Source organism: Ruegeria sp. G10 (assembly GCF_056533645.1).
On sequence record NZ_JBQFOQ010000004.1, the window covers coordinates 54220 to 67143 of the forward strand.

Genomic DNA, 12924 nt, shown 5'->3' on the forward strand with positions numbered 1-12924 from the left:
GCTCTGGAAGTTTCATAACCCCGCAGGGACTAACCGATTGTTAAGGGCAATCGTCCAAACAAGGGCTGAGCCGAACAGAATGTCGGTGAGTCGGAGGTAAGCGTGCAGCAGATCGGAACTGTCTGGGCAAATTTGGACAGGCGCAAACAAATCATCGTGGCCGGGGCCGTTGTGCTGGTCTTTCTGGGCGTTCTTGCGATGTCGCGCATCGTGACCGCGCCATCCATGACCCTGCTTTACGCCGGGCTTGAAAGTGGGGCTGCCGGTGACATCGTGCGGGCGTTGGACCAGCGCGGTGTGACCTATGAGATACGCGGCGGGTCGATCTATGTACCTGGCGCGCAACGGGACGAACTGCGGATGACTTTGGCAAGCGAAGGCCTGCCCGCTAACGGCAATCGGGGGTACGAATTGCTGGACTCTCTCAGCGGTTTCGGGACCACCTCGCAGATGTTCGATGCCGCCTATTGGCGCGCGAAAGAAGGCGAACTGGCCCGCACGATCGTTGGTAGCCCGCATGTCAGTCAGGCGCGGGTGCACATTGCCAACGGCTCGGCGAACCCGTTTCAGCGCAGCATCGAGCCGACCGCCTCGGTTTATCTGGTGCCGTCCGGTGCTCAGATCACCGGGGACCAGGCCAAGGCGATTCGGTTTCTTGTGGCTTCGGCGGTCAGCGGGCTCGCCCCTGAGAACGTTGCAGTGGTCGATTCGAATGGTTCTGTAATCGGGGCGCAGGAGGCCGCCGTTGCATCGGACACCGCCAATGATAAGGCGCGGCAATTGCGCGACCGGGTCTTGCGACTGATTGAGGCCCGTGTCGGTGCCGGCAATGCGGTGGTTGAGGTGAGCGTCGACACGGTGACGGAAACCGAATTGATCCGTGAACGTCGTTTTGACCCCAAGGGCCGTGTTGCGATCAGTACGGATATCGAAGAACGCTCGGACAGCGCCCGCAACCAATCTGCGGATGTGACCGTTGCATCGAACCTGCCGGATGGCGACGGTAGCGGCGGAGATGAATCAAATTCGAATGCGACGCAGACCCGTGAGCGGGTGAATTACGAGGTATCCGAGACTGAACTTGAGGTGCATCGCGCACCCGGTGCGATCAAGCGGCTCACAGTTGCGGTTCTGGTGAGCGGCGCGCGTGTGGCCGGTGCCGACGGCTCCGAGACCTTTGTGCCCATGCCGCAGCCTGAACTGGATGCGCTTCAGGAATTGGTGGCCTCAGCGGTGGGTTTCGATGCAGAGCGGGGCGACGTGATCACGTTGAAGTCGCTGGACCTGCCTGTGGTTGAACCGCAGGGAACGCTGGCGGCGGCTTCCATCTGGTCGGGCATTCATCTGGATGCGATGTCGTTGGTTCAGATGGCGGTTCTGGCGCTTGTATCCCTTGTGCTGGGACTGTTCGTCATACGCCCAATTCTGACGAACAGCGCCGCGACCCAGGCCATACTGCCCGCGCCAGCACGACCAGAGGCCGATGCCCCGCTTCTGACAGGCGAGATTGCAACCGGCGATTCGCAGGACTTTGCCGCTCTGTCGGATTCATCGCAGCCAGCTGTGCCTGCGCTTGCCAGCGCGCCGGGGGACGAGGCCGTAGACCGGTTACGCGCCATGATCGGCGACAAGCAGGAGGAGACGGTTGAGATTCTGCGCAGTTGGCTTGAGGAGAGCGAGGAGAAAGTGTGATGTCTATTGCTCATCTCCTCGAAGATTTCACGCTGCATGCGGGCGGTGGCGCGGTACATCTTCTGGACGAAGAGGCGCTGGAAGAGCAGAGGCTGGCCGCGTTTGAAAAGGGTTATGGCGCAGGCTGGGACGATGCGGTTCACGCTCAGGATCAGGGGCGGGACCAGATAGGCTCGGATCTGGCCGCTACCTTGTCCGATCTGTCCTTCACCTATCAAGAAGCGCTGACCAGGATGACGCTGTCGCTGGAACCCTTGTTCCAAAGTCTGATCGAAACCGTATTGCCCCAGACTATCGAGCGTGGTTTCGCCATCCGTCTTGCCGAACAGCTTACGGAGATGGCGGGCGAGCAGATCGGCCAGCCAATCCAACTGAACGTCCCAAGCGGGTCATGTGCCCAGATCGAAGCCCTGTTGCCGCAGGGTCTGACACCTGCGCCGTGGGTCTTGGAAGACCCGGCCCTGAACCCTGGACAGGCCAATCTGCAGGTGGGCATTGCACGACGCGAGGTGGACTGCAGTGCCTTGATCGACGCCATTGCCGGGGCTTTCGACGCATATCTGTTTGAAGCAAAAGAGGCTTTGTCAAATGAGTGACCTTCAATCTCCCAAACCAGAGAAAACCAACCCCTTCGAGGCGGTTCCGATCGAGGTGACTGTCTCGGTTGGGCGCGCACGTCCATTGATCCGGGATCTGCTGAACATGGGCGAAAACGCTGTTCTCACGCTGGACAAACGGATCGAGGATCCTGTGGATTTGTATGTCGGCGACCAACTTGTCGCGCGCGGCGTCCTGGAAGAGATGGAAGGCGATCAGCCCGGGCAATTGGCCGTGCGGCTCACCGAGATTTCGGATTTGCAGAACGGGATTGGCTGATGCGTCTCGCTGTTTGGCTGGTCATACTGCTTTTGCCTTCGATCGCCAGCGCACAAGAGGTATCGCTGTCGCTGGGAGAAGATGGTTCGATATCGGCGCGCACCATTCAGCTGATCTTGTTGATCACGGTGCTCAGCTTGGCGCCGGGGCTGGCAATTATGATCACCTGCTTCCCGTTTCTAATTACCGTGCTGGCGATTCTGCGGCAGGGGATCGGTTTGCAGCAATCACCGCCAAATATGCTGATCGTCAGCCTTGCGCTGTTTCTGACCTATTTCATCATGGAGCCGGTTTTTACCGAAGCCTGGAGCGTAGGTATCCAGCCCATGGTAAACGAGACGCTGGATGTAGAGCCCGCGCTTGAACGCGCGTTGGACCCGTTTCGCCGTTTCATGGCGGCGCGGCTTGATGCCGACACATTTCAGGCGATGGCCGCGCTGCGCCCGGACGATACGGCGGTGCAACTGTCGCCCGATGCTCCGCTTTCGGTGTTGATGCCATCATTCATGCTGTCGGAGATCGCACGCGCATTTCAGATTGGATTTCTGATTTTCCTGCCATTCCTGATCATTGATCTGGTGGTTGCCGCTGTCCTGATGTCGATGGGCATGATGATGGTGCCCCCGGCAACAGTTTCTTTGCCCTTCAAGCTGGCATTCTTCGTCATCGCCGACGGCTGGGCACTGATCGCCAGCGCTTTGGTAAGAAGCTATGGATAGCCCGGCCTTCACCTATTGATCGCCTTGCCTTGCCGCGCAGATCGATCGCGTTCAGGGCCAGGCCTTGTAATGGTGCTTATCAAGCCAAACCCAACGGTGCGCAAAATGCATCTGATTGATGCAACGCTCATCTGCGAAAATGGTAAATGCAGCCGGGGGCGGCCTGCGGGCGGGGTCGCGCGCTGATGCCAGTGGGTTCGATGATGCGCTTGTGTCGCCAGATCTGTTTGAAATCAGTCTGAACGGGACAAGCTGGTGTACGGATCGCACGAGTGTCCTGAGGCGAAACACCGTTGCGCGTGATCGTCGCGCAGCGGCGTTTCAGGTCGTGACGGCCCGGTTTAGCTGATTTTGCCCAGATCGTTGATCAGTTGGTTCAAGTTGCCGCCGCGTGCGTCCAGCATGGCCCCGATCTCGGTGCGTTCGGTTAACAACAGGTTCACCCCTTCAATGAACATATTGAAGAATTTCCCGCTGCCAGACTTGTCCGACACCAGGAATGTCACTTCGAACGGCGACGATCCGCGCAGCTTGACCGAGGTGCGCACCTCGTAGCCTGCCTTGATCTTGCGCGCGTTGCGCACCGTGACTTCGCCGCCGATGAATTCCCTGAAGCGGCGGCCATATTTGCGCGAGATATAGCCTTGGAACGCGCGGGTGAACTGGCGCAGTTGTGCAGGAGAGGCACTGCGCGCTTCTACACCCAAAGCATAACGCGCCATGATCGGCACGTCGCCATACTGCACAAAAATCTTTTCAAAATCGCGCAGCATCGCGTTTTCGGATTTGCCCGAGGCAATCACGCGGTTGATATCTGCCACCACTGAATTGACCAGTTGCATGGCACCCGCCTCGGTCAGCGCGAAAGCGGGCAAGGGCAGGCCGGCTGCCGCCAGCCCGGTCACGGTGGTGGCGATAAACTGGCGTCGGTGCATCAGGTTACTCGGCATAGGGGTCCTCATAGGGGTCTAGGGAGGGATCTAGCAAGGGGTCCCTGACAGGGTCGGTCCCGGCGTCGGAATACGGGTCATCATACAATCCCAGATAGGCATCTTCATCGTCGCGTGCCAGCTCAAAGCGGCGGTTTTGCAGATAGATCGTGCGGGCCTGTGCATAGCTGTCGGCGCTTTCGTACAGAATCGAGTCGATGGTATCAGAGAACCGCCCCCGATCCCCCATACGCCGCACGATTTCAGCATAGACGCCAACGTTGTCGACCGGTCGCACCGGCGAAAAGTTGATCGGGTTTGAGAACAGGTTGAAGACGACACCAACGGCATCGCGCGCCGTTGAGGGGCCATAGAACGGCAGCTCGACATAGGCACCTTCGTTGACGCCCCAGACATGAAGCGTTTCGCCGAAATCTGTGTCGACCGGGGGCAGGCCCAGCTCTTCCGCCGGAGCAAACAGACCAAAGCCGCCAATCGTCGAGTTGACGGCAAACCGCAGCAGCGCGTTACCTGACTGTTTCAGATTGCCCTGCAGCAGGTAGTCAAGCGCCTGGCCGGGCATCGTGAGGTTTATGGCGAAGTTATTGAAGCTCGTGACCACCGGATCCGGTACGATCTTGACGTAGCTTTTCGATGCTGGCCGGAACAGATACCGGTCCACGCCCAGATTGAACTTGTGAATGCCACGGTTGGTGTTTTCGTAGGGGTCGAATATCTCGCCCCGGGCGGCGGCGTCTTGTGGTTGGGACGCACAAGCCGAGAGAACCGTCATAATGGCCAGAATAATCAAGTGCTTTGGGCGGATAGGGCTTGGCACGGTCTTCGGTACTCCAAAAAATTACCCGGTGGTGTGGCCGGGCCTTCAATCAATACGGGCCTTTGCGGTCTTCGTGTCGCAATTGGTCTCACATAGACCTTTCGCGTGGAATTTGAAACAACAACTCGCATGTACCCCAGCCAGTAGGTTCGGGTAAAGTGACACGATATCAACACATCCTGAATAAGTGGAGAGGCGCCCAGATCGCCGATGATCGGAGAAATGCCGCTTTCCCGCTTTTCGAGACGGCGTTTCCCGTTTAGCGTCCCGGCTGAATGGAACCCTTGGAGACCCTTTCTATGAGCATCGCAGCAAAACTGGACAGCCTTGGCATCACGTTGCCGGACGCGCCCGCCCCGGCGGCCAACTACGTCCCTTTCGTTCGGATCGGCAACATCGTCTATGTTTCGGGCCAGATTTCGAAAGATGATGATCTGATCACCGGCAAGCTGGGCGATGACATGGATGTGGAGGCGGGTGCCGCGGCGGCCAAGGTCTGCGCGATCAACCTGCTGGCGCAGGTCAAAGCGGCCTGTGGCGGCGATATCGACAAGCTGGTGCGCGTGATCAAGCTGACCGGGTTCGTGAACTCGACCGCCGATTTCACCGCGCAGCCGCAGGTGATCAACGGCGCGTCCGATTTCCTCGTCGAGGCGCTGGGAGAGGCCGGTCGCCATTCCCGTTCCGCCGTCAGCGCGGCCTCGCTGCCGCTGGGTGTTGCGGTCGAAATCGAAGGTATCTTCGAGGTCCAATGACCCCGCCGTTGCCATCCGAATTCCTGCATCGCCCGATCGCGCATCGGGCGTTGCATGATGTCGCGGATCAGCGCCCCGAGAACAGTCGGGCCGCGATTCGTGCTGCGATTGACGCCGGTTACGGGATCGAGATCGATCTTCAGCTCACCTCGGATGGCCGCGCGATGGTGTTTCATGACTATGACCTGAAGCGCTTGACCGGGCAGTCTGGCCCAATCCAACAAATCACGACCATGCAGGCGCAACGGCTGACGCTATTGCAGTCCGAGGACGAGGGCATCCCGACCCTGGATGAGGTACTGGACCTTGTCGCAGGCCGTGCGCCGTTGCTGATCGAGCTTAAGGATCAGGATGGCGCGATGGGTCCGAATGTCGGCACGCTCGAAGCAGACACTGCGCGGGCGTTGCAGGGCTATGACGGTCCGGTGGCGCTGATGTCGTTCAACCCCAATTCGGTGGCCGAGCTGGCTCGGGTTGCGCCTCACCTGCCACGCGGGCTTGTGACTTGTTCCTACGATCCAAAGGTTGAGCTGCTGCCCACCGAAGTCTGCGATCATCTGCGTACCATCCCCGATTTCCAACGCTCCGGCGCAAGTTTCATCAGCCACGAGGCCGCTGATCTGACCCGTCCGCGCGTGGCCGAGATCAAGGCACAGGGTGTGCCTGTCCTGTGCTGGACCATCCGTTCGCCCCAACAAGAGGCTGAGGCGCGACAGGTTGCCGACAATGTGACCTTCGAGGGATACCTTGCCGCATATCCGGGTTGAACCGTGATCCGTCCGTCACAGATAAAGACAAAAGCGCGGAGGGCACATGGATCAGGCACAGATCGAAGTTCGGATTCTGACGTCGCTCTCGCAGATTCAGGCGAGCGACTGGGATGCGTGTGCCTGCTCCGAAGCAACGGATGGCGGGCGGCCGCTTGATCCGTTTACCACGCATCGGTTCCTGTGGGCATTGGAAGAGAGCGGCTCGGTCGGGCGGGGTACCGGCTGGCAGCCTCAGTATCTGACGGCCTATCTGGACGGGATGCTGATTGGCGCGGCCCCGATGTACGCAAAGTCACATTCTCAGGGCGAGTACATCTTTGATCACAGTTGGGCCCATGCTTATGAAAACGCGGGCGGTCGGTACTATCCGAAGTTACAGATCGCGGTGCCGTTTACCCCTGCAACCGGGCGTCGGTTCTTGGTCCGGCCGGGATATGAGGCAATGGGCATGTCCGCGCTGGTGCAAGGTGCGGTGCAACTGGCCGCAGAAAATCGCATCTCGTCCCTGCACGCCACCTTCTGCACCGAGGGCGAGGCGCTGGCTGGCGAGCAGATGGGTCTGCTGGTCCGGCATTCGCAGCAGTTTCACTGGTTGAACGACAGCTACGCGGATTTTGACGGTTTTCTGGCGGCGCTGTCCTCGCGCAAGCGCAAGAACATCCGCAAGGAACGTGCGCAGGCCTGCGATTTTGGTGGCCAGATTCGGACGATCACGGGCGATGATCTGCGACCCGAACATTGGGACGCGTTCTGGCGCTTTTACCAGGATACCGGTGCGCGCAAATGGGGCGCTCCCTATCTGACGCGGCAGTTCTTTGATATTGCGCATGAAACCATGGCTGATGATATCGCGTTGGTGTTGGCAGAACGCAATGGATATGCGGTGGCGGGTGCGCTGAACTTCATCGGACGCGAAACGCTCTATGGTCGTTATTGGGGCTGCGTCGAACACCACCCCTGCCTGCATTTCGAGCTGTGCTATTATCGGGCGATTGATTTCGCCATTGCCGAAGGGCTGGCGCGGGTCGAAGCGGGTGCGCAGGGCGAACATAAGCTGGCGCGCGGGTACCTGCCGACCCGTACGCATAGCTTGCATTGGGTCGGGGATCCGGGTTTTGCTGATGCGGTTCAGAAATTTCTGGACGCCGAAGCCCACGCGGTGGGAGAAGAGATCGAGATTCTGACGGATTATGGTCCGTTCAGGAAATCGAACCCGGAGGAACAGCAATGACCGAACTTCTGTCGACCGAGACTCGAGGCCCTCTGCTGGACCCGCTGTTCAGAAATGGATGGACGATGGTCGAGGATCGCGATGCCATCACCAAGACCTTTATATTCGAAGATTTCGTGCATGCTTTTGGTTGGATGACACAGGTGGCGATCTTTGCCGAGAAATGGAACCACCACCCGGAATGGTCTAATGTTTACCGCACGGTCGAGGTCACGCTGTCCACCCATGACGTGGGCGGCCTCTCGGCGCTGGACGCCAAACTGGCCCGCAAGATGGACAGCCTGATCTAAATTCTGGCGCTAGTCCAGCTGGCCGTTGCCATCCTGATCGGCGGCGTCAAAATCGCTTTGCATCTGCGCGTCATATTCATCCCGCGAGATCAGGTTATCGCGGTTTCGGTCGACTGCCTGGAACTGTTTGATATCCAGAAACGGCTTAGCCTCGTTCAGGCCCAGTGTGCCGTTTTTGTCGTCGTCCATCTCCTGAAACGCATAGTCCGAGAAGGCATTGAATTCATCCCGCGACAGGAAACCGTCATTGTTGCTGTCGATGGCCTTTAGTTCGGCCTCGTTCAGCTGCGACACGCTCTCGGCACTGGCTGTCGTGGCCAGTGCGATGGTGGCGATGGCGATACAGATATGTTTCATCTCAGCCCCCTCAACACGCATAGCTTTGACCGGCTGCGCCGCCCGCAACGGCTCCGGCCGCTGTCAGGATTGATTTACCCGATCCACCGCCGAATTGATTGCCCAATGCGCCGCCGATTAATATGCCGCCCACGGTACCGCTGAGGCATGCAATTTCATGCTGCCGCGCAGCCTGTTGTTGCGGCGTTGGGGCCGGACCACAGGCGGCAAGCGCCCCGGCGGCGCCAAGAACTAAGGTGATCACTTTCAAACGCATCAATGAACTCCCGCAATGTATGCTGCCGATTTTGGCAGATCGGGACGTTGCATCAAGTTAATTTCGGTTCATGTGCCCCGGTTGCGCCAGGGCACGTGATGTCAGATGGATTGCAGCAAACCCTCGCCTGCCGACACTTCGCATGCACCGGGGTTTTCTTCGAGGTTCAGTGCCATGACCTTGCCGTCTTCAACCAGCATCGCATAGCGTTTCGAGCGCGCAATAAGGCCCGCAGGCGGGGCGTCGAAATCCATACCAATGGCTTTGGTGAACTCTGATGCAGCGTCGGCCAGCATGGTCAGGCCGGCCTCGGATGCGCCGGTTGCTTCGCCCCAGGCTTTCATCACAAACGGATCGTTGACCGAAATGCAGATGATCTCATCCACACCTTTTGCATCGAACTGATCCTTGGTGCGCATGAAACTGGGTACATGGGCAGAATGACAGGTCGGCGTGAAAGCGCCCGGCACGGCAAAGATCACAACCTTACGCCCTTTGGTCTTGTCTGAAATCCGCACTTCCTCGGGGCCTTCAGCGCCCATCTGTGTCAGCGTGGCTTCGGGCAGCGTGTCACCTGTTGCAATCATTTTTCAGCTCCTGTCATTTGGATTTGCAGAGTCGGGCTGTGCCGCAATATAGGTGGTCCAAACAAAGAGACCATGGGTATTCTGCAGGGTGGGCACAACATGAGCCATATCGTCGTGATCGGGGCAGGGCAGGCCGGGGCCTCGTTGGTGGCGCGGCTGCGCAAGGATGGGTTTGCAGGCGACATCACCCTGATCGGGGCCGAGCCGCATCTGCCCTATCAGCGCCCGCCGCTGTCCAAGGCCTATCTGCTGGGCGAGATGGAGCTGGACCGCCTGTTCCTGCGGCCCGAAAGCTTTTATGCCGAGAACGACATCACCCTGCGTCTGGGTCAGCGCGTCACCGCCATCGACCCGCAGGCCAAGACGGTTTCGCTGGGCAATGAGGTCATCTCATACGACGAACTCGCCCTGACCACCGGGTCCGATCCGCGCCGCTTGCCAGCGGCGATCGGCGGCGATCTGGAGGGCGTCCATGTGGTCCGCGATCTGGCCCATATCGACGCGCTGGAGCCCGGCGTCAAAGACGGCGCGCGCGCGCTGATTGTGGGCGGCGGTTATATCGGGCTTGAGGCCGCAGCCGTCTGTGCCAAGCGCGGGGTCAAGGTCACTCTGGTCGAGATGGCCGAGCGTATCCTGCAACGGGTCGCAGCCCCCGAGACCAGCGATTATTTCCGCGCTCTGCACGCCGAATACGGCGCAGACATCCGCGAAGGGGTCGGGCTGGATCGTTTGATCGGGGAAGATGGCCATGTGACGGGGGCCGTCCTGACAGATGGCTCGGAACTGGCGGTGGATTTCGTCATTGTCGGCGTGGGCATCGCGCCCGCGACCCAACTGGCCGAGATGGCGGGTCTGGAACTGGATAACGGGATCAAGACCGACGCCCATGGCCGTACCTCGGACCCCTCGATCTGGGCGGCAGGCGATTGCGCGTCCTTCCCGCATAGCGAGGGGCGCATCCGTCTGGAAAGCGTGCCCAACGCCATCGATCAGGCCGAGATTGTGGCTCAGAACATGCTGGGCGCGGCCAAGGACTATGTGGCGACGCCATGGTTCTGGTCGGATCAATATGATGTCAAGCTGCAGATCGCTGGCCTGAACACCGGCTATGACCGCGTCGTCACCCGCAAGGGGCAGGGAGCGACGGTGTCCTTCTGGTATTACAAGGGTGATCAGCTGATTGCCGTCGACGCGATGAACGACCCGCGCGCCTATATGGTCGGCAAGCGCCTGATCGACGCGGGAAAAACCGCTGATCCGGCGGTGGTCGCCGACCCGGATGCGGACCTCAAACCGCTGCTCAAAGCGTGAGGATCATCGCCGGAGACTTCCGGGGCCGGGCGCTGGCCTCGGTCGGCAAAGGCGACGCGGGCGCACATCTGCGCCCCACCACGGATCGGGTGCGGGAAAGCCTGTTCAATGTGCTCAGCCACCAGATCGACTTTGACGGCTTGCGCGTTCTGGATCTGTTCGCAGGCACCGGCGCGTTGGGGCTCGAGGCGCTGTCGCGCGGCGCGGCGCACGTCACCTTTGTCGATGACGGGCGCGTGGCGCAGGGTCTGATCCGCAAGAATATCGACCTGACCGGCAGCAAGGCCCGCACGGACCTGATCCGCCGCGATGCAACCCGGCTGGGCGACAACCCCGGTGCGCCCTATGATCTGATCTTCCTCGACCCGCCTTACGGCAAGGCGCTGGGCCAGAAAGCCCTCGCCGCCCTGTCCGGCGGCTGGTTGGCGGGTGACGCCCTGATCGTCTGGGAAGAAAACGCCCCCATGGCCGCCCCCGACGGGTTCACCCTGAGCGATACGCGCAAATATGGCGACACGCATATCTCGTTGATGTGGAGGGAGACCCCCGATGCATGATCTGGTCATCTTCGATTGCGACGGCGTTCTGGTCGACAGCGAGGTTCTGTCCAATCAGGTCATGGTCAACAATTTCGCCCGCTATGGCCTGGACCTCAGCCTTTCCGAATGCATGGGGCTGTTTGTCGGCGGCACCATGACCAGCGTGCGCGACAAGGCGCGGGCGCTGGGGGCCGATCTGCCGGATGACTGGACCGAGCAGATTTATGCGGAAATCTATACGGCTTTGAAGGCGGGCACGCCGCTGGTCGAAGGCATTCCCGACCTGCTGGCGCAACTGGACGCACAAGGCATCCCCTATTGCGTCGCCTCGAATGGTCGCCCCGAGAAAATGCAGATCACCCTTGGCCAGAACGGTCTGTGGGACCGGTTCAAGGACGTGATGTTCTCGGCCCATGAACTGGGCACCGGCAAGCCCGAGCCCACGTTGTTCCTGACCGCCGCGCAGCGTTTCGGCGCGCAGAACCCGGTGGTGATCGAAGACAGCGAAAACGGCGTCACCGCCGCGATCCGGGCCGATATGCGCTGCCTTGCCTATGCCGCCCATGATGATGGCGCGCGTCTGGCCGCGCTGGGGGCCGAGGTCTTCACGGATATGTCACAAGTGCCCGGGCTTTTGGGACTCTGAGCGCGAAACATGGTAAGGTCCGGCCATGGACCGCGCCATCTCACCCCCGCTCTGGACCTTTGCCAAGGATACGGACACCACCACCGGGCCGCCGCCCAAGCCGATGCGCGCGCCGGTGTTCATCCATGACGCGGTGATCCCGTGGCGGGATGAGACATTGCTGCTGAAACTGCTGCGCGATCAGGCGGAAGATCAGGAGGAATAGGTCGGGTGATACTTATCGCCCGGTGACAGGGTGAAAATCTCGACCCCATCTGCCGTTACACCCACCGAATGCTCAAACTGCGCCGACAGCGATTTGTCGCGGGTTACGGCGGTCCAGTCATCGGCCAGCGTCTTGGTCTCGGGGCGGCCCAGATTAACCATGGGCTCGATGGTAAAGAACATGCCCTCTTCCAACACCGCACCGGTGCCCGGACGCCCGTAATGCAGCACGTTTGGTGGCGCATGGAACACCCGGCCCAGACCATGACCGCAGAAATCGCGGACAACGCTCATCCGGTGCGCCTCGACATAAGCCTGAATGGCGTGGCCGATATCGCCGAACGTATTGCCCGGCTTGACCATCTCGATGCCCTTGAACAGCGCGTCATGGGTCACTTGAATCAACCGCTCTGCCTTGCGGGGCAGTTTGCCCGCCACATACATGCGCGAGGTATCGCCGAACCAGCCATCGACGATGACGGTGACGTCGATATTCAGGATATCGCCATCCTTCAGCTTTTTGTCGCCGGGAATGCCGTGGCAGACCACATGATTCACGCTGATACAGCTGGCGTGCTTGTAACCTTTGTAACCGATGGTGGCAGACTCTGCGCCCGCATCCTCGACCATCTGCGTGATCAACCCGTCGATCGCGCCCGTGGTCTGGCCCACAAACACATGGTCTGCAATGTCATCCAATATCCGCGCCGCCAGGGCCCCTGCCGCGTGCATTCCGGCAAAGTCACCCTGTTCGTAAATGCGGATACCGTCCTTGGTCAGACGGCCACGATGTTCTTTCATCGACGCTTGGCTCCAAATATTTCGCGCAGCGCCCCTTTTACGCTGCTTGTGCAGAAAGTTCCAGAGGCTGCGACCTTTGGCCAATCAAATGGCGTTGAAGGCAGCATCTTCAATCTTTGACTG

18 protein-coding genes are annotated in these 12924 nt (G+C 60.0%); 12 read left to right on the forward strand and 6 right to left on the reverse strand.

Features of this window, described 5'->3' with window-relative positions:
- Positions 1 to 102: 102 nt before the first annotated feature.
- The 4 genes from fliF to fliP are packed head-to-tail and all read left to right on the forward strand — an operon-like array spanning position 103 to position 3287.
- Positions 103 to 1692 carry a flagellar basal-body MS-ring/collar protein FliF gene (fliF, locus tag ACR0KM_RS08800; RefSeq protein WP_480858647.1) on the forward strand — a complete coding sequence of 530 codons (1590 nt, stop codon included), beginning with the start codon at positions 103 to 105 and terminating at the stop codon, positions 1690 to 1692.
- On the forward strand, positions 1692 to 2288 hold the full coding sequence (locus ACR0KM_RS08805; protein ID WP_480858649.1) for a FliH/SctL family protein: 597 nt from the start codon (positions 1692 to 1694) through the stop codon (positions 2286 to 2288). Before fliF ends, ACR0KM_RS08805 begins: the two co-directional genes overlap by 1 nt.
- Positions 2281 to 2568 (forward strand): FliM/FliN family flagellar motor switch protein, encoded by a 288-nt coding sequence (locus ACR0KM_RS08810; RefSeq protein ID WP_480824238.1) that lies wholly within the window; start codon positions 2281 to 2283, stop codon positions 2566 to 2568. Before ACR0KM_RS08805 ends, ACR0KM_RS08810 begins: the two co-directional genes overlap by 8 nt.
- Entirely contained in the window at positions 2568 to 3287 is a 720-nt protein-coding gene (gene fliP, locus ACR0KM_RS08815; protein WP_480858650.1) for a flagellar type III secretion system pore protein FliP, read from the forward strand. The genes ACR0KM_RS08810 and fliP overlap by 1 nt, the downstream gene beginning before the upstream one ends.
- A 341-nt stretch (positions 3288 to 3628) precedes the next feature.
- Here fliP and ACR0KM_RS08820 read toward each other — a convergent pair whose 3' ends face one another.
- Positions 3629 to 4237, reverse strand: coding sequence for an MlaC/ttg2D family ABC transporter substrate-binding protein (locus tag ACR0KM_RS08820; RefSeq protein ID WP_480824242.1), 609 nt, complete (start codon positions 4235 to 4237; stop codon positions 3629 to 3631).
- Positions 4227 to 5009 carry an MlaA family lipoprotein gene (locus tag ACR0KM_RS08825; protein WP_480843430.1) on the reverse strand — a complete coding sequence of 261 codons (783 nt, stop codon included), beginning with the start codon at positions 5007 to 5009 and terminating at the stop codon, positions 4227 to 4229. The genes ACR0KM_RS08820 and ACR0KM_RS08825 overlap by 11 nt, the downstream gene beginning before the upstream one ends.
- A gap of 344 nt (positions 5010 to 5353) precedes the next feature.
- Here ACR0KM_RS08825 and ACR0KM_RS08830 point away from each other — a divergent pair, with 344 nt between their 5' ends.
- The 4 genes from ACR0KM_RS08830 to ACR0KM_RS08845 are packed head-to-tail and all read left to right on the forward strand — an operon-like array spanning position 5354 to position 8100.
- Entirely contained in the window at positions 5354 to 5809 is a 456-nt protein-coding gene (locus tag ACR0KM_RS08830; RefSeq protein WP_480858652.1) for a RidA family protein, read from the forward strand.
- Complete coding sequence (locus tag ACR0KM_RS08835; protein ID WP_480858654.1) at positions 5806 to 6576, forward strand: glycerophosphodiester phosphodiesterase family protein; 771 nt, start codon at positions 5806 to 5808, stop codon at positions 6574 to 6576. The genes ACR0KM_RS08830 and ACR0KM_RS08835 overlap by 4 nt, the downstream gene beginning before the upstream one ends.
- A gap of 46 nt (positions 6577 to 6622) precedes the next feature.
- On the forward strand, positions 6623 to 7810 hold the full coding sequence (locus ACR0KM_RS08840; protein ID WP_480858655.1) for a GNAT family N-acetyltransferase: 1188 nt from the start codon (positions 6623 to 6625) through the stop codon (positions 7808 to 7810).
- Positions 7807 to 8100, forward strand: a complete 294-nt coding sequence (locus ACR0KM_RS08845) for a 4a-hydroxytetrahydrobiopterin dehydratase (RefSeq protein WP_480471572.1) — start codon at positions 7807 to 7809, stop codon at positions 8098 to 8100. The genes ACR0KM_RS08840 and ACR0KM_RS08845 overlap by 4 nt, the downstream gene beginning before the upstream one ends.
- A gap of 9 nt (positions 8101 to 8109) precedes the next feature.
- Here ACR0KM_RS08845 and ACR0KM_RS08850 read toward each other — a convergent pair whose 3' ends face one another.
- From ACR0KM_RS08850 to ACR0KM_RS08860, 3 genes are all read right to left on the reverse strand, one after another.
- Positions 8110 to 8457, reverse strand: a complete 348-nt coding sequence (locus tag ACR0KM_RS08850) for an EF-hand domain-containing protein (protein WP_480858657.1) — start codon at positions 8455 to 8457, stop codon at positions 8110 to 8112.
- A 10-nt stretch (positions 8458 to 8467) separates the two neighbouring features.
- Positions 8468 to 8713, reverse strand: a complete 246-nt coding sequence (locus ACR0KM_RS08855; protein WP_480824254.1) for a glycine zipper 2TM domain-containing protein — start codon at positions 8711 to 8713, stop codon at positions 8468 to 8470.
- Positions 8714 to 8814: 101 nt separating this feature from the next.
- Positions 8815 to 9300, reverse strand: coding sequence for a redoxin family protein (locus ACR0KM_RS08860; protein WP_480824256.1), 486 nt, complete (start codon positions 9298 to 9300; stop codon positions 8815 to 8817).
- 99 nt (positions 9301 to 9399) lie between these two features.
- On the opposite strand from ACR0KM_RS08860, the gene ACR0KM_RS08865 reads away from it, so the two are divergent.
- The 4 genes from ACR0KM_RS08865 to ACR0KM_RS08880 are packed head-to-tail and all read left to right on the forward strand — an operon-like array spanning position 9400 to position 12001.
- The gene (locus ACR0KM_RS08865; protein WP_480858942.1) at positions 9400 to 10611 is read left to right on the forward strand and encodes an NAD(P)/FAD-dependent oxidoreductase; all 1212 of its coding nucleotides are present in this window, start codon (positions 9400 to 9402) and stop codon (positions 10609 to 10611) included.
- Complete coding sequence (rsmD, locus tag ACR0KM_RS08870) at positions 10608 to 11168, forward strand: 16S rRNA (guanine(966)-N(2))-methyltransferase RsmD (protein ID WP_480858659.1); 561 nt, start codon at positions 10608 to 10610, stop codon at positions 11166 to 11168. Before ACR0KM_RS08865 ends, rsmD begins: the two co-directional genes overlap by 4 nt.
- Positions 11161 to 11796, forward strand: coding sequence for an HAD family hydrolase (locus tag ACR0KM_RS08875; protein WP_480858661.1), 636 nt, complete (start codon positions 11161 to 11163; stop codon positions 11794 to 11796). The genes rsmD and ACR0KM_RS08875 overlap by 8 nt, the downstream gene beginning before the upstream one ends.
- Positions 11797 to 11821: 25 nt before the next feature.
- Positions 11822 to 12001 carry a hypothetical protein gene (locus ACR0KM_RS08880; protein ID WP_480824262.1) on the forward strand — a complete coding sequence of 60 codons (180 nt, stop codon included), beginning with the start codon at positions 11822 to 11824 and terminating at the stop codon, positions 11999 to 12001.
- Here the strand turns inward: ACR0KM_RS08880 and map are convergent.
- A complete protein-coding gene (gene map, locus ACR0KM_RS08885) occupies positions 11989 to 12801 on the reverse strand; it encodes a type I methionyl aminopeptidase (RefSeq protein ID WP_480858663.1) in 813 nt (270 codons plus the stop codon). The two genes, ACR0KM_RS08880 and map, sit on opposite strands and share 13 nt — an antisense overlap.
- Positions 12802 to 12924 lie beyond the last annotated feature (123 nt).